We start from the raw sequence: 21,140 nt of genomic DNA, 5'->3' as shown, positions 1-21,140 counted from the left end.
GTTACGGGCTGGTGCCCCGGCTACCTGCCGAGCAGCTTGTGCGCGAGGCGCTGGGCGCGGTAGGTGACCGGCCGCAGCACCTTCATGAAGTCGCCCGGCATCTCCACCACGTAGCCGTTGAATCCCTGCTTGAATTCGAGCACGCCGCGCCCCTCGTCATCCGGGTCGTCGAAAATGCCGTCGATGCCGTAGAAGTCGTACAGATCCACGTGCCCGAACGGTTCCACGCCCTGCACGCAGTACCGCAGCATGGCCTCGTGCTGAATAAGTGCCGATGCATAGAACGGCTTGTATTCCTCCACGCTGCCCGAGAACAGGTAGACCACTTCGCGCGGGCCGAGCACGAACATCGAGGCGGCGGCCGGAATGAGGTCGCCCTTCTCCACGAGCTCGTTCGCCTCCGCCAACCGTTTGTTCGCGGCCGCCAGATTGCTCGATTCCTCGTTGAGCCTGCGCCGTAGCTTGGTCGTCTCGCGCTGTGCGATCTTCGCCTCGAGCCCGTCGACGAGCGCACGCAGATCGTCGGCCTTGCGTTGCATCGACCGCTGATATTCGGCAGTGTCGATCTCGGCCAGCACGAATCGGGCCCGTTCGCCGAAGCATTGCGCGAACTGCTTGAAATACTGCGGTCCGCGGAATTCGAAATGCCGGCGTTCCGCGGTCTGCTGTTCGATCCGCGCGAAGGTGTCGAGCTCGTCGACGCCGATCTCGCGCACATGTACACCCATCGACCTGGCGCGTTTGATGCTCCACTGCGTGCGTTTCGAATACGACTTGAGCAGCTCGCTTTCGTCGCCGATCCCGGTCATGTCCTTGGCGAACCGCCAGCGCACGGTCGACGTGTAGCCGCGCACGAATCCGCCGTGCTCGTACCCCGCCTGCTCGATGTTGCGGATCATGCGCTTGTCCGGCGCACCGCCCTCGCTTTCGGGCAGCGCCTCACCGTGGTCGTCGCGCACACGGTAGCGCTGGTTCGGCGCGATGTCGAGGTGCACAGCGCCCTTCTTCTTCGCGAATCGGGCGAGCGCACGCAGGAACTCGGCGACGAGCTCGTCGTCATCGTAGTCGCACAGCGGGCCGCTGATCACGCTGCAGAACGTCGCCATCGGCGCATGGTGCGTGGCGAACACGGACCCCGCCTTAATCTCGCCGTCCTCGCGCATGCCCACGAAATCGACGTCCATGCCGTGCATGCGTCGCAGATTCGCCATCTCCACGGTCTGCTGGAAGTTCGACTGCGGCGACGCCTCCGCGAATGCACGGAATTCCTGCTCGTTCAACACTTCAAAAGAAAACTTGCGCATATGTCCTGTATTCGGTCTCGGGTTTCCAGATTGCTTCGGGCTCACTCGCCGTTCTCCACGAGTTCGCGGATCGCCGGCATGAGCGCACGCAGCGCCTTGCCGCGATGTGAGATCGCGTTCTTCTGTTCGGGCGTCATCTCGGCGGAGGTGAGCAGTTCGCCGCTTTCCTCGGCTCCGGCAGGCTGCTCGTCGGGCATGAAGATCGGGTCATAGCCGAATCCGTTGCTGCCGTGCGGGTGGCGCACAATCGTGCCGGGCATCTCGCCGAGCACCACGCTTTCACGGGTGTCGACGAGCCCGTCTGTGTCGTCCGCGCCCCCGATCGGCACCACGAGTGCGGCGGCGCAACAGAAGCGTGCGGTGCGGTCGTCGTCGGGAATGTCTTCGATCTGGGCGAGCAACAGGTCTATGTTCGCCGCGTCGTTGCCATGCTCGCCGGCCCAGCGTGCGGAAAGAATGCCGGGGGCGTTGCCCATGACGTCCACGATGAGTCCGGAGTCGTCGGCAATCGCCGGCAAGCCGGTCAGCTGCGCCACGAAGCGCGCCTTGAGCAACGCGTTCGCCTCGAAAGTGATGCCGGTCTCCACCGGGTCCGGCAGCCCGAGCGAGCCTGCGGAGACGAGCTCAATGTCGTGCGCGCCATCGCCGAATTCCTCGGCCAGAATGTCGCGAATCTCCACCAGTTTGCCTTCGTTGTGCGTGGCGACGACGATTTTCATATGCCCACCATTCCCTTATTTGAATGTGCTAGCGCAGGTCGGCGTCGAGCGCGGCCTGCTGTGCGGCTTGGAGTTCCCTATTGCCCTTGGTGGCGAGGTCGAGCAGCACGCCGAGCTCGTCGCGGCCGAACGGGCGATGTTCGGCGGTGCCCTGAATCTCAATGAATTTACCGGATCCAGTCATTGCGACGTTCATGTCGGTCATTGCGCGGCTGTCTTCGACGTACGGCAGGTCGAGCATCGGTTCGCCGTCGATCACGCCCACCGACACGGCGGAGACGCTGTCGAGCAGCACGTTCTTCACGCTTTTGATCTTGCCGTTCTGCTTCGCCCAGTTGAGGGCGTCCACGAGGGCCACGTACGCGCCGGTGATCGACGCGGTGCGCGTGCCGCCGTCGGCCTGGAGCACGTCGCAATCCATCTGGATCGTGTTCTCGCCGAGCGCCTTCATGTCGATCACGCCGCGCAGGCAGCGGCCGATGAGTCTGGAGATCTCATGGGTGCGTCCGCCGATCTTGCCGCGAACCGATTCACGGTCGGTGCGCTGGGAGGTGGCGCGCGGCAGCATCGAATACTCCGCGGTGACCCAGCCGAGCCCGGAGTCCTTGCGCCAGCGCGGCACGGTGTCGGTGAACGTGGCGGTGCACATCACGCGCGTGTTGCCGCATTCAATGAGCACGGATCCTTCCGGAACGTCGGTGAATGCGCGGGTGATGCGCACGGGTCGCAGCTCGTCGTATGCACGGCCGTCTGCTCGGGTAACAGTCATGGTAATCCTCTCGTTGTTCTTTCACATCATAGGCCGGAAGGCAACATCGGCCGAATGCGAACGAATGTGTTCAACCGTCATCTGACGCCACCTGCCGCCGGCGCACCCCACTCCTGCAAGCCACTCCAACCCTTCACGAATCCCCTCCCTTACGGGCTAAGATTACGGGCTAAAATCCCTCTTACGGGCTAGCACAACCCTTACGGGCTAGGATTCTCGGTTACGGGCTAAGGAAAATCCGCCGGTTGACGAGTATCCAGTGAATGACCAAACCACAAAACCACCATTTTCCAACGATCTTTTCCGGCGGATACAACACCCCTTTTAGCCCGTAACCGAGAATCCTAGCCCGTAAGGCATCTGGTGCCCCGTAAGGCGGATTATGGCCCGTAACCCTAGCCCGTAAGGGGTGGGATAGCCGGTAGCGAGAAGCGGGCCGCGAGAATCTGCCCATCTGCAATCGTTCGGATGCCTACTCTGCCGCCGATTTCGCAGGAAGCGCACGGTCGAACAGGCACAGCACCACGCCGACGGCGAGATAGATGGCGACGATCTTGAGGCAGGCTACACCCGCACCGGCCCAGGTGAATTGCGTGATGTTGAGATAGTCGTAGGGGTAGGCGTTCGCCGTGGGGCCGGAATGCGGGAACCAGTAGGCGCGCGCAATCGCGAACGCCGCATAGAGCGGCAGGTACACAAGCCAGACGAGCGGATACACCGGCTTGAACGCACGGTGCGGTTCGAATGCGAAGAAGTCGACGGCGAGCATGCCCACCACGATCAACGCGAGCACCTGTGCGCTGAGCGGGATCACCTGCTGCGCCGGCACCCCGAATTCCGCAGCCGGCGTGACGAAGAAATGCACGGCGGCCAGCGAGAACGCGTAGGTGAACACGAAGCCGCGCAGCCATGCCGGCGGCTGCACACCGCGCAGAATGCTCGCACAACCACTCCACAGCATGACGATGCCGGCGATGAAGCCGATCTGGTACATGAGGAACGCCCAAAGGCTCACGGCATGCCATGCCGGCGATGTGCCGATGAAGCACAGCGCAGCAATGGCCAGTCTCCAGATTCCCGCAAGATATCGCATGTTCCCATCCTACCGGCCCATCTGCCGAGCGTCCCCTGCACGCCACACACGCCACTGCCCTTTTGCGTAAAAAGAGACACACAGGTCTCCGATTTGTCCCTTTTTACGCAGAGCGAGCCTGATCACAGCGAGATCGGCCGCGGAATCGGTAGCGCTGTCCCTTTTTACGCAGAGCGAGGCAGCGGGAGACACAACGAACAGGAAGAGACTCGTCCCGCACCTGCAGATACATACTTGGTCATCTTTAATTATCTTTGCGTAATTATCTTTGCGTAAAAAGAGACAGAATACTAGACCGTGCTGTCTTCATTTACGCAACACCATACAGGTAATCTCCACACTCAAGGGACAACACGCACAATCACTCCACCGACTCCCGCACCCATCGGCCATATTGCGCATCGGCACACAAAGCAGCCAACGAGAAACGCTCATCGTAGGCCAATCTGCGCACCATCACATGAATCAACCAATGAGCGAGTCCAGACCATCACCTACACGCCATGCACCTTCTCCTCGTCGGCCGCATCGCGCACCATATCACGAATCAGCCAACGTGGAACGCGCCTCGTAGACCAATCTGCGCACCGTTTCACGAATCAGCCGACGAGCACACAATAAGACCCCGAATAATGACATCCGCGCATATTTGCGCGCTCATTCGACTAGGCTGGGGAACAACGACATCCGCGCGCGGCGAATTCACAGCCGCCCCGGCCAATCGCGAAGAGATCACACAAGAGAACAAGCCAAGAGAAGCTCACCACTAACACAGGAGACACCATGGTGGTTTACGACCCGTCGCTCATGACCGACATGTATGAGTACACAATGCTTGACGCCACGCTGCAGGACGGCACGGCGAACCGCCCCTGCGTATTCGACGTGTTCACACGGCATCTGCCCGAAGGACGACGCTACGGCGTGGCCGCCGGCATCGGACGTCTGCTCGACGCGCTCGAGGACTTCCACCTCGACGACGCCGACCTGAAATTCCTCTCCGACCGCCACATTGTGAGCCGGGACACCGTCAAGTGGCTCGAAAACTACCATTTCACGGGTTCGATCCGCGGCTACCGCGAGGGCGAGGTGTACTTCCCGAATTCGCCGATTCTGCAGGTGCGCGGTTCCTTCGGCGAGTGCACGCTGCTCGAGACGCTCATTCTGTCGATCCTCAACTACGATTCCGCTGTCGCCGCGGCCGCCTCGCGCATGGTCACGGCCGCGAAGAACCGCCCGTGCATGGACATGGGCGGTCGCCGCACGAACGAGTGGGCCGCCGTCGCCGCCGCGCGCGCGTCGATCGTGGGCGGATTCAAGGGCACCGCGAATCTGCTCGCCGCCAGACTGTACGACCTGCCGGCAATCGGCACGGCCGCGCACTGCTTCACACTCGTGCATGACAGCGAGCGCCAGGCCTTCGAATCGCAGATCGCCGCACTCGGCACGAACACGACGCTGCTCGTTGACACGTACAACATTGAGGAGGCCGTGAAGACTGCCGTCGAGGTGGCCGGTCCGAATCTGGGCGGCGTGCGCATCGACTCCGGCGATCTCGCCGCGCTCGCCCAGCGTGTGCGCAATCAGCTCGACGCGCTCGGCGCCACGAATACGAAGATCACGGTGACGAACGACCTCGACGAGTATGCGATCGCCTCGCTGCAGACCGCGCCTGTCGACTCCTACGGCGTCGGCACGCAGCTGGTCACCGGCTCGGGGGCGCCCACCTGCGCCATGGTCTACAAACTCACCGAACGCGCGAACAAGGACGGCCGCATGGAACCGGTGGCGAAGAAGTCTGTGGACAAGGCGACGGCACCGGGCGCCAAGCTCGCCTTCCGTTCATACGAATACTCGCTTGCCGACTGCGAACACGTCATCTCCGGTTCGGAGAGCGCGCTCGAGAACTTCGTGCCGGGCGAGGGGTGGGAAGATCTGCTCACCGACTTCGTCGTCAATGGCACGGTCGACTCGCAGTTCCAGGGTCACGACGGGCTCATGGCGGCGCAGGATTACCATGCCAAGGCGCTCGCCAAGCTGCCGATCACCGCGCAGTCGCTCATGCGAGGCGAGCCCGTGATCCCGACGAAGCTCGAGGTGCTCTGATCCGCAATTCGCGGCACGTTCGCGGTATTCTGGAGTCGGCATATCACACGCAAACACAGCAACAAAGAAGAGGTTCCGATGCCAGATTTCATCACGCACTATTCGCCCGCCCCGGGCCGCTACGACCGCATGCAGTACGCGCATGTCGGCACGAGCGGTCTGCAATTGCCGCGCATCGCGCTTGGCCTGTGGCATAATTTCGGCGATCTGACGCCGTATGGGCAGATGCAGCAGGTCGTGTTCACCGCGTTCGACCACGGCATCTTCCATTTCGATCTCGCCAACAACTACGGCCCTATGTACGGCGCCGCGGAACGCAATTTCGGGCACATCATGCGCGAGAGTCTGCGCCCGTACCGCGACGAGCTCATCATCTCCACGAAGGCCGGGTTCGACATGTGGGCGGGACCGAACGGCGTCGGCGGCAGCCGCAAATACCTGCTCGCGAGCCTCGATCAGTCGCTCGAACGGCTTGGTCTCGACTATGTGGACATTTTCTACCATCACTGCCCCGACCCGAACACGCCGTTGGAGGAGACGGTCGGCGCGCTCGAGACCGCGGTAACGAGCGGCCGCGCGCTGTATGTGGGGCTTTCGAACTACGATGGCCCGCTGCTCGAACAGGCCGCGCAGATGCTCGACGAGCGCCATGTGCCGTTCATCATCAACCAGAACCGCTACAACATCTTCGACCGCACCATCGAGCGCAATGGGCTCAAGGAGGCGACGCGCAAGCTCGGCAAGGGTCTCATCACGTTCTCGCCGCTTGAGCAGGGACTGCTTACGAACCGGTATCTCAACGGCATTCCTGCCGATAGTCGCATTGGGCACGACGACCGGTTCCTGAACAAGTCCGCGCTCACCGAGTCGCGTCTCACCCAGATTCGCGAACTCAACGACCTCGCGCTCTCCCGCGGGCAGACGCTCGCCGAGATGTCGCTCGCGTGGCTGCTCAACGACCCTGCCGTGACCACCGTGCTCGTCGGCGCTTCGAAACCGCAGCAGATTCTCGATGACATCGCCGCGCTCGACAACACGCACTTCACGCCGGAGGAGCTCGCCAAGATCGATTCAATCTCGCTCTAATTCATACTGTTACGGGCCAGGGCGCACTCCGATTTGCGCGGAGTGCGCCCTGGCCCGTAACAGACAGCTGGCGGCGATGGATTACTTCGTCATCTCCTCGTAAATGCGCTTGCACTCCGGGCAGATCGGGTAGTCCTTCGGGTTGCGCTTCGGCACCCACACCTTGCCGCACAACGCCACCACCGGGCGGCCGGTCAGGCGCGACTCGGCGATGCGGTCGCGTGACACGTAATGCGCGAACCGGTCGGCGTCGCCGTCGTCCGCCCGCCGCTCCTGTGCCTTCGGCCTTTCGAGCACCGCGGTGCCGGTGTCACTGCTCGGCTCGGTTGCCGCCGTCGTGTTATCGTCGAGTGCGTCATTGTATGCAAAGCTCATGATTCCTCCTATTCGGCTATACAATCCTGCAACTTCATTCTCTATTCCTGTCTACAGATTCTACGCCCAGCCCAGTTCGCCCCATCCGCGTCTCATCTCATCGCCCCGTGCCGCATCTCTTTCCCGAATTTCCCGGCCAGCCAATTGCATAGCCCCACCATTAGGCTGTAGAGATATGACAATCGCTGTATGCCCCGGCTCGTTCGACCCTGTGACGAACGGCCATATCGATGTAATCACGCGTTGCTGCCGCCTGTTCGACGAGGTGCATGTGGTGGTCGCGGTGAATGCCATGAAGAAGCCGCTGTTCACCGAGACCGAACGCGTGGACATCATCAAGCACGCGCTGGCCGACTCCGGCATGACGAATTACGTGGTCGCATGGACCGACGGCCTGATCACCGACTACTGCCGCAAGGTCGGCTCCCCCGTCATTGTGAAGGGGCTGCGCCAGAACGGCGACTATGAGGCCGAGCTCGGCATGGCGCTCGTGAACCGTCACCTCGCCGATGTGGAGACGATGTTCCTGCCCGCCAATCCTGTGCTGGAACACATCTCGAGCTCCGTGGTGAAGGACGTCGCACGTCATAGCGGTGACATCACCGGCATGGTTCCAGACTACGTTGTGCCATTATTAGAGAAGGCGCTGCGCTAGCAGCGCGACTGCGGACCTATGGGTATGCGCCCGCGTTGAGAGGAGAGAGCATGGCTCAGAACGATTCGAGCACGCAGACCATTCACGGCGACGGCAACGACGCCCCGCAACCACCGCAGGACTCCTCCGCCCGCAGGCCCACGTTTAACATGGACGACCTGCCCGATCTGCGCGACAATGCCCCCGACCCGGATGCGCTGCGCAAGGCCGAGTTCACCACGGTGTACGATATCATCGACTCGCTCGAGGAGATGATCACGAGTGCCAAGGGGTCCATGTTCTCCCCGTCTAGCGTGAAGATCGACCGTGACGATTTCCTCGACAAGCTCGAGGATCTCAAAACCAAGCTGCCCGTGCAGCTCGAGCGTGCGAGCGCGCTGATGCGCGAGGCGGAGGGCAGGCTCGCGAACGCGAATTCGCAGGCGAACGTGATCATCTCCACCGCGCAGGCGCGAGCGGCGAACATCATTCGCGATGCGAACGAGCGCGCGGACTATCTCGCCTCCCAGGAGAAGGTGACCGAGATCGCGCGTCAGAAGGCAAAGACGATGATCGACAAGGCGCAGGCCGCAAGCGACCGTCTCACCTCGGGCGCCGACCAGTACTGCATCAAGATCATGAACGAGCTGCACAGTCAGCTCGGCAAGATGACGCGCGACGTCGAGGGCGGCCTGAACGTGCTCGAGGAGCGCGAGGCGAAGGCGCGCGAGGAGCTCCCGCACGCCGAGGAATCCGATTATCCGCAGGACTGACGTGCGGCACCGCATGCACGCTCCCTTTCGCGACCCGCGGAATAGCGACACGGCGGCGCGGGTTGACTGAGCGTATCAAGTAATCCAAGCAAGGTGGAACAGGCGAATGGCACGTATTGAATACACAGATTGGACGGTTCCGGTGGCCCAGGTCGGCTCGCGCGCGGGCCAGACCATGCAGGTCGACCGTGATTTCCCGGCACCCGGCGGCATCGGCGACTCGATTGTGGGCGTCAAGGAGGGCGAACCAATCCATGTGAACGGCCAGTTCGACTCGATTATCGACGGTCTCATTTTCACCGGCACGTTCACGGCGCCGGTCACTGCGGTGTGCGCGCGGTGTGACAGAGATCTGAGCGGGGACTGGAGCGAGCAGGTCACCGCGTTCTTCCCATATGAGGACGCCGATGCCGGCAAGACCAGGAACGAAGATGTAGAGATCATCGCCGGCGAGGAGGAGTCGGGCGACACATACCCGCTCATCGACAACGGCGCGTTCGCGAACATCGAGCCGCTGCTGCGTGACACCTTCGTGAGCGCGCTGCCGCTCAATCCGCTCTGCAAGCCGGATTGCAAGGGTCTGTGCCCGCAGTGCGGTCTCGATCTCAACGAGAATCCCGAGCATGTGCATGAGGTGACCGACCTGCGTTTCGCCGATCTGGAGGCGTTCAAAGAGCAGCTCGAACGCGAGCAGGGCGAGTGAGACGCGCGTTTGTACAGCATATGCGTTAAGATTCTGAACGCTTAAGCTCATATGTTCGAACGAAACAGAGGATAAACAATGGCACTGCCAAAGTACAAGATGTCGCGCGCCAACACGCGTACGCGTCGTTCCACCTGGAAGGCCAAGGCTGCCCAGACCATCACTTGCCCGAACTGCGGCGCCCCGACGCTCGCTCACGTGGCCTGCCCGAGCTGCGGCTCCTACCGTGGCCGCGTCTACCGCGAGGCGATCCGTTCCGCCCACACCAAGTGAGTTGAACTTCACGAAATCCCTGCCATCGACGGGTGGCGGGGATTTTTTTATGCGCGCAGATTGTTTCGGTTTTACTTGTTTCGGTTTTACTTGCGTAATCGGGGACGAAATACCCACCGCATCTCCCACCCTGCGCAAAAAGGGACAGATTATTCGGTCAAACCGTCCCCATTTACGCAGATTCTCCTCACCTTGCGTGTCTCATACCCGCCGCATCCCTTACTTTGCGTAAAAAGAGACAGATTGGGCAAGCAAACCGTCCCCGATTACGCAGACGAATCTGCTCCCTGTACGGAGGGCGCGCGTAGGGCACACAGACTACACTCTGTGCAAGGAAGCCAAATCGAGGGAATCTGGAGCATTATGAGTGTTCGTGTAAGCACGCAGGAAATCGGCGAATCGGCAATGCAGAAGCTGTTCACCGCGCTCGGCACCACATTGGAGACCGATCTGCTCGTCGAGGCACTCACCCACCGCTCGTTCTCGCACGAGCACGAGGGTGTGAAGAACTACGAGCGGCTTGAGTTCCTCGGCGACGCGGTGCTCGAATTCGTCGTCACCGAGACGCTGTTCAAACAGTATCCCGACAAAAGTGAGGGCCAGTTGGCGAAGATTCGCGCGAAGGCCGTATCGGAGGAGTCGCTGAGCGCGATTGCGCGCGACCAGCTGCACGTGGGTCCGTATATTCTGCTGGGCCACGGCGAGAGCGAGCAGGGCGGCGCCGAGAAAAGCTCGATTCTGTGCGACATTGTGGAGTCGCTGATCGGCGCAACCTTCGTGCAGTACGGCGTGGACAAGGCGCGCGAAGTCGTGCATCATCTCGTCGACGATACACTCGCCGAGGTGGCCACCGAGGGGCCGGCGCTCGATTGGAAGACGTCGCTCACGGTGAAGGCCCACGAGATGGGCTTGCCGGAACCGCGGTACCAGATGTCCGTCGGCGGCCCGGAGTACGCGCTCGAATTCACCGCATTCGCCATGCTCGGCGATTCCAAGGAGGTGCTCGGCGTGGGCAACGGCAGCAGCAAACGCAAGGCGCAGCTGGCCGCGGCCGAACAGGCCTGGCATGTGCTCGACGAGCGTGAGCATGCGCCGAAGCCCGAGCGCAAGCGCGAACGCCGCCCGCTGGCCGACGCCTGAGCCGCACGCCCTGCGGCGCATGCCCTGCGCCGCGCAGCCAACACCGCACAGCCAACACCTTACGGGCTAGCCTTCCTGTTACGGGCTAGCATTTTCTGTTACGGGATAGGGCTCACGCGAAGAATTCCCCTCGTCGGAATTGCAAAACCGCCATTTTTCAAGGGCCATTTTTGAAGAAAATCTGCATGCCCCTATCCCGTAGCAGAAAATATTATCCCGTAAGGCATAGGCTGGCCCGTAAGGAATGGGGCATATCCATAAATGCATTCAGCATGCGGTCACAGGAGCCGCACCACGGTGAAATCCAGTAGGATATCAACGCAAGGCCCGGCGCGGGACGCGAATGGCACCCGCAGCCGATGCCTTGAATACAAGACATCTCACGAAAGAGGAAACCGTGTCACCAACACCCCTGCAGGCGTTCAGCGGCGTGGCCAAAGCGAACGCCAACCAGCATACGCACATGCGCACCATTGTCGACGGCGAGAAGATGACCGGCGCACAGGCGCTGGTCCGCTCGCTGGAAGACCTGGGTGTCAAAGACGTATTCGGTATTCCGGGCGGCGCCATTCTGCCCGTGTACGACGCCATTGACGAGCACACGAAGTTCCGTTTCGTGCTCATGCGCCACGAACAGGCGGCAGGCCATGCGGCGGAGGGTTACGCCGTGGCCACCGGCGAGGTGGGCGTGTGCATCGTCACGTCAGGCCCGGGCGCCACGAACGTGATCACCGCCATCGCCGACGCGAACATGGATTCGATCCCAATGATCGTGATCACCGGTCAGGTGGGCGTCAACGCCATTGGCACCGACGCGTTCCAGGAGGCCGACATCGTGGGTGCCACCTACCCGGTCGCCAAGCATTCCTACCTGGTCACCGACGCGCAGGACATTCCGCGCGTGCTCTCCGAGGCGCACTACATCGCGCGTTCCGGCCGTCCCGGACCGGTGGTCGTGGATCTGACGAAGACCGCCCAGAACGGCACCATGTATTACAGCTGGCCGCAGCGCATGATTCTGCCCGGCTACAACCCGACCACCGAGGCACATGGCCGCGTGCTCGACGATGCCGCCAAGCTGTTCCAGCACGCGTTCCGCCCGGTGCTCTACGTGGGCGGCGGCGCGGTGCGTTCCGACGCCGGTGCCGAGGTGAAGGCGCTCTCCGATCTGACCGGTGCCCCGATTGTCACCACATTGCCGGCGCGTGGCATTGTGCCGGATGATGACCCCGCCGTGCTTGGCATGCCTGGCATGCATGGCACGATCGCCGCGACCGGCGCGGTGCAACGTTCCGACCTGCTCGTCGCGATCGGCGCGCGCTTCGACGACCGTGTGACGGGCAAACTCGAGGCCTTCGCCCCCGGCGCGCGCGTCGTCCACATTGATATCGACCCGGCCGAGATTGGCAAGAACCGCACTCCCGACGTACCGATCGTTGGCGATGTGAAGACGGTGTTGAGCGCGCTCATGCCGCGTATCGAACGCCAGCATGCCATTCACGGCAAGCCGAATCTGACCACATGGTGGGGGCTCATCAACTCGTGGGTCGAGAAATACCCGCTCACCTACCAGGAGCCGACCGACGGCACGCTTGCTCCGCAGTGGGTGGTCGAGGAGCTGTCGCATGCCGCAAATCCGGAGACGATCTGGGTGTCCGGTGTGGGCCAGCACCAGATGTGGGCGACGCAGTTCATCAATTTCTCGCACCCGCACCAGTGGATCTCCTCGGGCGGCTTGGGCACCATGGGCTTCGGCCTGCCGGCGGCCATCGGCGCATCCATCGGTTCCCAGCGCTACTTCGACGGCAAGAAGCCGGTGTGGCTCATCGACGGCGACGGATCGTTCCAAATGACAAGTGAGGAGCTCGCCGCCGCGTTCCTCGAGGGCGCCCCGGTGAAGATTGCGCTGCTCAACAACTCCGTGTATGGCATGGTTCGCCAGTGGCAGACCCTGTTCTACAACAACCACTACTCGGCCACGATTCTGCATGAAGAGGAGAAGACTGGCTTGGAGGGCGTTCCGAACTTCGTCAAGCTCGCCGAGGCGTACGGCTGCGTTGCATTGCGCGCACGCACCAAAGACGAGGCGGTAGAGGCGATTCGCCGGGCCAACGAAATCAATGACAGGCCGGTGCTTATCGATTTCCGTGTGTGGAAGGATGCCATGGTGTGGCCCATGGTCGCCGCTGGCGATTCGAACGACAATGTCACCTACCTGCCCGGCATCAAACCGTTGCACCAGGCTGACGGCCTTGCCGCCATGCCGGTGGATTCCGATGCCCAGGCAGATGAGGCTGCCGCCATCATCACCGAGGAACAGGACTGAAAGGGGAAGGTCGAAATGGCTTCATATCCAGCATCCAAGCCGGGTTCCCAGCGTCATACGCTGTCGGTGCTCGTCGAGAACCGCCCGGGTGTGCTCGCACGCATCGCCGGCCTGTTCGCCCGCCGTGCGTTCAACATCAACTCGCTGAGCGTCTCGCCCACCGAGCGCCCCGATATCTCCCGCATCACGGTGACCGCCGACGTCGAGGAGGTGCCGCTCGAGCAGATCATCAAGCAGCTCAACAAACTGCTGCATGTGTTGAAGATCGTCGACCTCGACGAATCAACCACCGTCGAGCGCGAACTCGTGCTCATCAAGGTCGCCGCGGACCAGTCGAACCGCTCCGATGTGCTTGAGATCGTCAGACTGTTCCGCGTGCGCGTCGTCGATGTCAATCCCGAGTCGCTCACGATCGAGGCGACCGGCGCCGGCGGCAAGATTGACGCGCTGCTCGGTCTGCTCGACCACTACGGCATCATCGAGCTCGTGCGTTCCGGCGCGGTCGCGATGACCCGCGGCCCGCGCGCGCTGAGCGAGAAAGTGGTCGGCAGCGAGATCACCGGCCGCTGAATCCGCGTTCCGCATTCCATATTCTGCGGAAAAGGGGACAGTGAGAAGCTTCTCACTGTCCCCTTTTCCGCATGCTGACACCTGTTTTCCGCATTCATTCACCTGCCATCCCCACACCGACAGCCGAATTGTTAAGGGCAATGAGACAATGAAACCATGACGAAACCGGAAGTTCTTATTCTGCAACATGCCGAGTGGGAGAAACCAGGACTCATCCTGTCCGACCTTGAGGAGATCAATCTTCCCACGCAGACGCTCAATATATCGAAGCAGAAGAAACCTGACCTTCCCGATTTCGACGAAGTGGCCGGGCTGGTGGTCATGGGAGGCCCCATGGGCGCCACCGATTTCGACGACTACCCCGGTCTCAAGGCCGAGATGAAGCTCATCCGCGCGGCCATAGGCACAGGCAAGCCGGTGCTCGGCGTCTGCCTGGGGCATCAGCTCATCGGCGCCGCGCTCGGTGCCAAGGTGAAGAAGGCCAGCGCGCCGGAGATCGGCATCGCGCCCATCAAACGCGTGGCCAAACACGACTTCTTCTCCATGTGGAACAAGGAACTCAACGTGCTCCAATGGCACGGCGACTGCATTTCGCTGCCGGATTCCGCCGAGCTCCTCGCCCGCTCCTCCGACACGAAAGTGCAGGCATTCCGCTTTGGCTCCGCGCTGGGCATGCAGTTCCACTTGGAGGTCACGCCGCAGCTGCTCGAGGAATGGCTTGACGAACCGAGCATGGTCAAGCAACTCAAGGCTTCCGGCGGCTCGAAATCGCAGCTGCGCGAAGCGTTCGCTGCCAGCTACCCACAAATCCAGCCGCTCGGCGAACAGGTCTTCTCCGGTTTTGCCGCCCGCTGCAGCACCTACAGTTTCTCTCTGACATCCCGTAAGAGCTGACGACATCCCGTAAGGAATCTCAGAATGCGCGATGTTCTCTGAATTCCTTGAGATTCCCTCCATCTCCTCCGTGATTTGTTTTCTTACGGGATGTCATAAACTCTTACGGGATGTCACGAACAATGAAAGATTGCCATGCCAACTTTTGATTTGGGACTCGAACATGTCTCGCTCGACTTCGCCACGAAGACCATTTTCACCGACGTCACGCAAGGCGTGTTCGAAGGCGACCGCATAGGCATCGTCGGTCGCAACGGCGATGGCAAATCCACGCTGCTGCATCTGCTCAAAGGCACGCAGGCTCCGGATTCCGGCCGTGTCACCACGCGCAACGGCCTCACATTCGGCATGCTCGACCAGCGTGATCAGCTCGACGATGACGCCACGATCCGCGAGGCCGCGCTCGAAGGCCGCGAGGATTACGAATGGGCCGCGCAGACGGAGTCCCGCAAGATCGTCGAGGCGCTGCTCGGCGGCCTCAATCTCAATGCGAAGATCGGCACACTCTCCGGCGGCCAGCGCCGTCGCGCCGATCTCGCGCGCCTGCTGCTCAAGGACTGGGATGTGCTCGCGCTCGACGAGCCGACAAACCATCTGGACGTCGTGACGATCCACTGGCTCGCCGAGCACCTGAAGAACCGTTGGGCGAAGGGCAGCGGCGCGCTGCTGATCGTCACGCACGACCGCTGGTTCCTCGACGAGGTGTGCGAGTCGATGTGGGAGGTGCATGACGGGCAGATTGAGCCATTCGAAGGCGGCTACAGCGCGTACATGCTGCAGCGCGTGGAACGCGACCGCCAGGCCGATGTGCGCGAGACGAAGCGGCGCAATCTGGCCCGCAAGGAGCTGGCATGGCTGTCGCGTGGCGCGCGTGCCCGCTCGACCAAGCAGAAGTTCCATGTGAAGGCCGCGCGCGAGCTCATCGCCGACGTGCCACCGATGCGCAATTCGCTCGAGCTCAAGCAGATGGCCACTTCGCGCCTGGGCAAGCAGGTGGTCGACCTGGTCGATGTGACGCAGATTTTCGACCGCGAACAGGGTGCCGTGGCCGACGTCGACCCCGACATCGCCGACATGGAGCGCATGGGCACGGACTCCGAATCGTCCGCCGGCACGCAGATTGACATCGTCACTCCGATGGTCCAGGAACCGCAGGCCTTCGGCTCGGTGACGATGGACGTCGACGATGCCGACGACCCGCGCCTCGTCTCCGCATTCGGCTCGCGTGCCGCGCAAATCGCCGCCGAGCATGGGCTCAAGGCCCGCGAGGCCGTCACCGGCTACAACGCGCTGCGTGGCATGACCGAGAACGAGCTCGCTGCCAACGAAGCCGCGAACACCGGCGCCGACGCCACGAGTGCCGCCGCGCATATCGAGGTAAGCGGCCGCGAGATTCTCGACGACGTGACCTGGCTCATCGGCCCGGGCGACCGTTTCGGCATCGTCGGAGCGAACGGCGCCGGCAAATCCACACTGCTGAAGATTCTCGACGGCTCGCTCGCCCCCACCGCCGGCCGCGTGAACATAGGCAAGACGGTGAAGTTCGCGGTGCTCTCGCAGCGGCTCGACGAACTGGAGAAGCTCGGCAACTACAAGGTGAAGGAGGTGCTGAGCCGCTACAAGCCCACCTACATCGTCGACGGCAAGGAGGTGACGCCCGGCCAGCTCATGGAACGTCTCGGATTCGAGGCGGCGCAGCTCATGACACCCATCCGCGACCTCTCCGGCGGCCAGAAACGCCGCATGCAGCTACTGCTCATTCTGCTCGACGAACCGAACGTGCTCATCATGGACGAGCCGGGCAACGACCTCGACACCGACATGCTCGCCGTGATGGAAGACCTGCTCGACACCTGGCCGGGCACGCTCATCGTGGTGAGCCACGACCGCTACCTGCTCGAGCGCGTCACCGACGAGCAGTTCGCGCTGATCGGCGGCAAGGTGCGGCATCTGCCGGGCGGCGTGCAGGACTATCTCGATATGGTGGAGGATCTCAAGCGCGGCAAGTCGCTCCCGCAAGCCGATGCCGCGGGCACTGCACAATCTGCGAACACTGCGCAATCCGAGAACGAGCAGGCTGCCGACGAGCAATCTGCAGACCAGCCGAAGCTCTCCGGCAAGGAATATGCACAGGCGTCGCGCCGCGTTTCGGCGATCGAGCGCAAACTGGAGAAGATCGAGCAGCAGAAAGGCGAGCTGGAATCCCAGATGAACGCGCACGACCCCACTGATTACGAGGGGCTCGGCAAACTCAGCGCGCAGATCGCCGAACTGGAGACGCAGCAGGGCGAGCTGGAGACCGAGTGGTTCGATCTGTCCGAGCAACTCGGCAAGTGACCCACCCACGTCCGTTACGGGCCACTCTTCCCCTTATGGGCTAGCATTCTCCGTTACGGGCTAGGATTCTCCGTTACGGGCTAGGGCTGCGGCGAGCATTCACATATGAGATTGTTGGAATATGGCGGTTTTACAAATTCCATACTCGGCAACTGCGGCTATTTTCTTAGCCCGTAACCGAGAATCCTAGCCCGTAAGGAAAATGCTAGCCCGTAACATCAACGCTGGCCCATAACAGCCAACGCATATGTCGCCGAAGAGCAATACGCTCAGACTATGACACACGCGCAATCACACACTACCGACCAATTTGACGAAACGCTCGCCGCCGGCGATCACGGCGTTGCCAATGCGGCCGTCGATCTGAAGCTCTACGACACGGCGACGCATGCGGTCTCACGTTTCGAGCCGATCAAACCCGGCGAGGTGGGCATGTACGTGTGTGGCGCGACCGTGCAGAGCGCCCCGCATATCGGCCATATTCGCGCGGCCGTCGCGTTCGACATCATTCGCCGCTGGTTCGAGCGGCTCGGCTACAAGGTCACGTTCATTCGCAATGTGACCGACATCGACGACAAGATCCTCGACAAGGCCGCCGCAGCGGGCGAGGATTGGTGGGCACGCGCATACCATTACGAGCGCGAGTTCACGCACGCGTACAACGAGCTCGGCGTGCTCGCACCCACGTACGAGCCGCGCGCGACCGGGCATATCATCGACATGGTCCACTTGATCGAGCGCATCATCGACAACGGTCACGCCTATGTGATCCGCGATGAGCACGGCGAGCTGACCGGCGACGTGTATTTCGACGTCGCCTCCTGGCCGCACTACGGCGAGCTCACGCACCAGAAGCAGACCGCCGAGGTTGACGAGGCCGCCGCCGTGGCCGATCGCATGGGCCCGTCGGTCGACGCCTCCGGAGACGACAAATACAATCCCGCCGACCCGGCCGACCTTTCCGTGAACAAGCGCGACCCGCGCGACTTCGCGCTGTGGAAGCGCCCGAAGAGCACCGATCCCACCGACGCCCGCTGGAAGACTCCGTTCGGCACGGGCCGCCCGGGCTGGCATATCGAATGCTCGGCGATGAGCTACCGCTATCTCGATGGCATGTTCGATATTCACGGCGGCGGTCTCGATCTGCGTTTCCCACATCACGAGAACGAGATGGCGCAGACCCGCGCGGCCGGCTACTGCACGGCGAACCGCTGGATGCATTCGGCATGGGTGACCGCCAAAGGCGAGAAGATGAGCAAGTCGCTCGGCAATGGCCTGTCGGTGCCGGTCGTGCTCGCCGAGCATTCCGCGTGGGTGGTGCGCTATGCGCTCGGCTCCGTGCAGTACCGCTCGATGCTCGAGTGGAGCGACCAGACGCTCGCCGAAGCCGACGCCGCATACGAGCGCATCATGAACTTCATCGGGCATGCCGCAGACGCGCTCGGCGAGCAGCCGTCGCGTGATGAGATCACCGGCGTCTCGGCCGACGATCTGCCCATGGATTTCGTCGCCGCCATGAACGACGACGTGAATGTGTCGCGCGCCACCGCGGCAATCTTCACGCAGATTCGCGAAGGCAACACGTTGCTTGCGCGCCTCGCGGGCGACGACGGCGACGCGGACCGCAGCGCATTGCGTGCCGCGCTCGTCAATGTGCGCGCGATGCTCGACACGCTCGGTCTCGACCCGCTTGCCAGTCCGTGGATTGACGGCGGCGACGAGGCCGGCGGCGACTCCAGCGCGCTCAAAACGCTCGGCGAACTTGTCGACGCGCAGCTCGCCGCCCGCGCCGAAGCCCGCAAAAACAAGGATTTCGCAAAGGCAGACCAGATTCGCGACGCTCTCACCGCCGCCGGCATCACAATCGAAGACGGCCCCACCGGTTCCACCTGGACCCTCGCCCTCTCCCACTGATTACGACGTCCCCCATCGGCAAGTCCCTCTGCGTCCATGAAGTCCCTTTGCAAAAGGGACTTCTTTGCGTAAATGGGGACAGATAGCGGTTCTAACTGTCCCCATTTACATCCAATCTCCACGCACCCATTCCCTATGCCCTCCCGTGCTCCATTCCCTGCGTAAAAAGGTTCATTGCGCGCTTCCATCTGTCTCTTTTTACGCTAACATCACCCTTATTTATGTGTAAATTGGGACATACAATGGGTTCAACATGTCCCAATTTATACTAAATTTCTCTCTTCTCTACCCGCCCATCTTCACATGGAGATTGAGGCGGATACCTCTTTCTGTCTATTCCTATCTACGTCGTCTTACTTTTGACATTGCACGTGTCGCGTTTGCAAGTGCGGTCTCGGATTAGCATATTCGGCCGTTTGCAAACGTGTCCTGTTTGCAACTCGAATCTCAACCCAGCCAGTAAGCGGCATCTAACATGCCATGTTTGCAGACTCGACCTCACACCGACCATCGCAGCACAGATTCACGCGCCACCTTTGCACGCCGAGCCTCACCTAAACCACCGAGCGCGCCTCAACGAACCTTACTGAGACTCGGAATGCAAAACAGACAACCCAAGAGACCCGAAGACGTGCCACACTTGCAAATCTAATCTCGCGACGACTACTACAGACAGATCCGCATGCCACACTTGCAGCGTCAATCTCACGACGACCTGATATGGCCTGGTTTTTGTTCCGCATTTCACCTAACTCGATGGGAGATGATGGAATCATGTCCAAGGGCACGAGATACACGGATGAGTTCAAGGCGAAGGCCGTCAGGCTGTTGACGGAGTCCCGTCCCTCGTATTCGTCGGAGACGAAGGCGATCGCCGAGGTGGCCAGGGATCTGGGCGTCTCGTCCGAGACGCTGCGGCGTTGGCGGAACCAGTCGGATGCGTCGGCCGCGGAACAGTCGGAACAGTCCGCGCAGGAGGCGATGGCCGAGCTCAAGCGTCTGCGGGCGGAGAACGCGGAGCTGCGGCGGGCGAACGAGATTTTGACGACGGCGTCGGCTTTTTTCGCGGCGCGGCTCGACCCGACACGGCCCTGATGTCCGCGTACATCGACGCGCATCGGGATCGTTTCGGGGTCGGGCCGATCTGCAGGGTGCTGGGCGCGGCGTCGGATTGCGGGTTTCTCACGCCGCGCGGCTACCGCATGTTCAAGACCAGGCCGCCCAGCCGCATGAAGGCGCGCCACGAGGCGCTGGCCCGGGACATCCTCCGGATCCATTCGGATTTCTTCATGGCCGTGTACGGATACAGGAAGGTCCATGCCCAGCTGCTCGCCGAGGGGTGGGATCCGTCCGAGGTCGGCCGCGACCAGGTGATGAACATCATGCGCGAGCTCGGCATACAAGGCGTCAGGCGCGGCAGGACGCCGGCGACCACCAGGCCGGCGAAGGGCGCGGGCGGCAGGCCCGACCTCGTGGAGCGCAGGTTCCGGGCCATGGCGCCGAACCGGCTGCACGTGGCCGACATCACCTACGTGCGCATGACGGACGGGCGGTTCGGCTACGCTGCGTTCGTCACCGACGTATTCGCCCGCCGCATCGTGGGATGGGCGTGCGCCACCAGCATGAACACCGAGGAGCTGCCCCTGCAGGCGCTGGAGCAGGCGATCTCCTGGGCCGCGGGGCACGGCGGCACCCGGGGGCTCATCCACCACTCCGACCACGGCTCCCAGTACATCAGCACGGTGTACACCACGCGCGTGCGCGAGTACGGGATGCTGCCCTCGACCGGCACGGTCGGCGACTCCTACGACAACGCCATGGCCGAGTCCGTCAACGGCGCGTACAAGACCGAGCTGGTCTGGCGGCGCAAGCCGTTCCGGGACGTGGGCGACCTGGAGCTGGCGACGTTCCAATGGGTCTCATGGTGGAACTCGAAACGCCTCCACGCCAGCCTGGACTACAGGACACCCGAGCAGGTCGAAACCGAGTACTATACGAACCAGGCGACACAAGCCGCCTCACTATAAAGGCGGAACAAAAACCAGACCAGTTCAACCACCATATGGAAGTTACACGTGTCGCCATTGCAATCCCAACCTCACCCCAACCAGCAAAGCCGCCAAT

At 62.1% G+C, this 21,140-nt stretch carries 17 protein-coding genes and 1 pseudogene; 13 read left to right on the top strand and 5 right to left on the bottom strand.

Going from position 1 to position 21,140, the window contains the following annotated elements:
• Positions 1-20 precede the first annotated feature (20 nt).
• The 4 genes from BANAN_RS01485 to BANAN_RS01470 all read right to left on the bottom strand — a co-directional run bounded on the left by BANAN_RS01485 (position 21) and on the right by BANAN_RS01470 (position 3,885).
• Complete coding sequence (locus BANAN_RS01485) at positions 21-1,304, bottom strand: aminoacyltransferase (RefSeq protein ID WP_014697220.1); 1,284 nt, start codon at positions 1,302-1,304, stop codon at positions 21-23.
• 41 nt (positions 1,305-1,345) lie between these two features.
• A complete protein-coding gene (locus tag BANAN_RS01480; protein ID WP_014697219.1) occupies positions 1,346-2,023 on the bottom strand; it encodes a non-canonical purine NTP pyrophosphatase in 678 nt (225 codons plus the stop codon).
• Positions 2,024-2,051: 28 nt separating this feature from the next.
• Complete coding sequence (rph, locus tag BANAN_RS01475; RefSeq protein ID WP_014697218.1) at positions 2,052-2,792, bottom strand: ribonuclease PH; 741 nt, start codon at positions 2,790-2,792, stop codon at positions 2,052-2,054.
• Between the two features lie 472 nt (positions 2,793-3,264).
• Complete coding sequence (locus BANAN_RS01470) at positions 3,265-3,885, bottom strand: hypothetical protein (RefSeq protein ID WP_014697217.1); 621 nt, start codon at positions 3,883-3,885, stop codon at positions 3,265-3,267.
• Positions 3,886-4,668: 783 nt separating this feature from the next.
• On the opposite strand from BANAN_RS01470, the gene BANAN_RS01465 reads away from it, so the two are divergent.
• Together BANAN_RS01465 and BANAN_RS01460 are read left to right on the top strand one after the other, a co-directional pair.
• A complete protein-coding gene (locus BANAN_RS01465) occupies positions 4,669-5,991 on the top strand; it encodes a nicotinate phosphoribosyltransferase (protein WP_014697216.1) in 1,323 nt (440 codons plus the stop codon).
• Between the two features lie 78 nt (positions 5,992-6,069).
• Entirely contained in the window at positions 6,070-7,077 is a 1,008-nt protein-coding gene (locus BANAN_RS01460) for an aldo/keto reductase (protein ID WP_014697215.1), read from the top strand.
• 81 nt (positions 7,078-7,158) lie between these two features.
• On the opposite strand, the gene BANAN_RS01455 is transcribed toward BANAN_RS01460, so the two are convergent.
• Positions 7,159-7,452 carry a DUF3039 domain-containing protein gene (locus BANAN_RS01455; protein ID WP_004268388.1) on the bottom strand — a complete coding sequence of 98 codons (294 nt, stop codon included), beginning with the start codon at positions 7,450-7,452 and terminating at the stop codon, positions 7,159-7,161.
• A 175-nt stretch (positions 7,453-7,627) separates the two neighbouring features.
• On the opposite strand from BANAN_RS01455, the gene coaD reads away from it, so the two are divergent.
• From coaD to BANAN_RS01395, 11 genes and pseudogenes are all read left to right on the top strand, one after another.
• Positions 7,628-8,107 carry a pantetheine-phosphate adenylyltransferase gene (gene coaD, locus BANAN_RS01450; RefSeq protein WP_014697214.1) on the top strand — a complete coding sequence of 160 codons (480 nt, stop codon included), beginning with the start codon at positions 7,628-7,630 and terminating at the stop codon, positions 8,105-8,107.
• Between the two features lie 50 nt (positions 8,108-8,157).
• Positions 8,158-8,859, top strand: coding sequence for an ATP synthase subunit B family protein (locus BANAN_RS01445; protein ID WP_014697213.1), 702 nt, complete (start codon positions 8,158-8,160; stop codon positions 8,857-8,859).
• A 106-nt stretch (positions 8,860-8,965) separates the two neighbouring features.
• Positions 8,966-9,562 (top strand): YceD family protein, encoded by a 597-nt coding sequence (locus BANAN_RS01440; RefSeq protein ID WP_014697212.1) that lies wholly within the window; start codon positions 8,966-8,968, stop codon positions 9,560-9,562.
• A 78-nt stretch (positions 9,563-9,640) separates the two neighbouring features.
• Entirely contained in the window at positions 9,641-9,835 is a 195-nt protein-coding gene (gene rpmF / locus BANAN_RS01435) for a 50S ribosomal protein L32 (protein WP_004268380.1), read from the top strand.
• A gap of 363 nt (positions 9,836-10,198) precedes the next feature.
• Entirely contained in the window at positions 10,199-10,975 is a 777-nt protein-coding gene (gene rnc, locus BANAN_RS01430; RefSeq protein WP_014697211.1) for a ribonuclease III, read from the top strand.
• A 397-nt stretch (positions 10,976-11,372) separates the two neighbouring features.
• Positions 11,373-13,301, top strand: a complete 1,929-nt coding sequence (locus BANAN_RS01425) for an acetolactate synthase large subunit (protein WP_014697210.1) — start codon at positions 11,373-11,375, stop codon at positions 13,299-13,301.
• A 15-nt stretch (positions 13,302-13,316) separates the two neighbouring features.
• On the top strand, positions 13,317-13,871 hold the full coding sequence (ilvN, locus tag BANAN_RS01420; protein ID WP_004268377.1) for an acetolactate synthase small subunit: 555 nt from the start codon (positions 13,317-13,319) through the stop codon (positions 13,869-13,871).
• A gap of 156 nt (positions 13,872-14,027) precedes the next feature.
• On the top strand, positions 14,028-14,765 hold the full coding sequence (locus tag BANAN_RS01415) for a type 1 glutamine amidotransferase (RefSeq protein ID WP_014697209.1): 738 nt from the start codon (positions 14,028-14,030) through the stop codon (positions 14,763-14,765).
• 135 nt (positions 14,766-14,900) lie between these two features.
• Positions 14,901-17,102, top strand: a complete 2,202-nt coding sequence (locus BANAN_RS08680) for an ABC-F family ATP-binding cassette domain-containing protein (protein ID WP_014697208.1) — start codon at positions 14,901-14,903, stop codon at positions 17,100-17,102.
• A 276-nt stretch (positions 17,103-17,378) separates the two neighbouring features.
• Positions 17,379-19,016 (top strand): cysteine--tRNA ligase, encoded by a 1,638-nt coding sequence (gene cysS / locus BANAN_RS01405; RefSeq protein WP_014697207.1) that lies wholly within the window; start codon positions 17,379-17,381, stop codon positions 19,014-19,016.
• A 774-nt stretch (positions 19,017-19,790) separates the two neighbouring features.
• Positions 19,791-21,057: pseudogene (locus BANAN_RS01395) on the top strand (IS3 family transposase); the annotation flags it as partial.
• Positions 21,058-21,140: the final 83 nt, after the last annotated feature.

This window comes from Bifidobacterium animalis subsp. animalis ATCC 25527, assembly GCF_000260715.1.
Taxonomy (GTDB): Bacteria; Actinomycetota; Actinomycetes; order Actinomycetales; family Bifidobacteriaceae; genus Bifidobacterium; species Bifidobacterium animalis.
The sequence above is the reverse complement of the archived record's forward strand: the minus strand, read 5'-3'. Positions and strand labels throughout refer to the sequence as shown.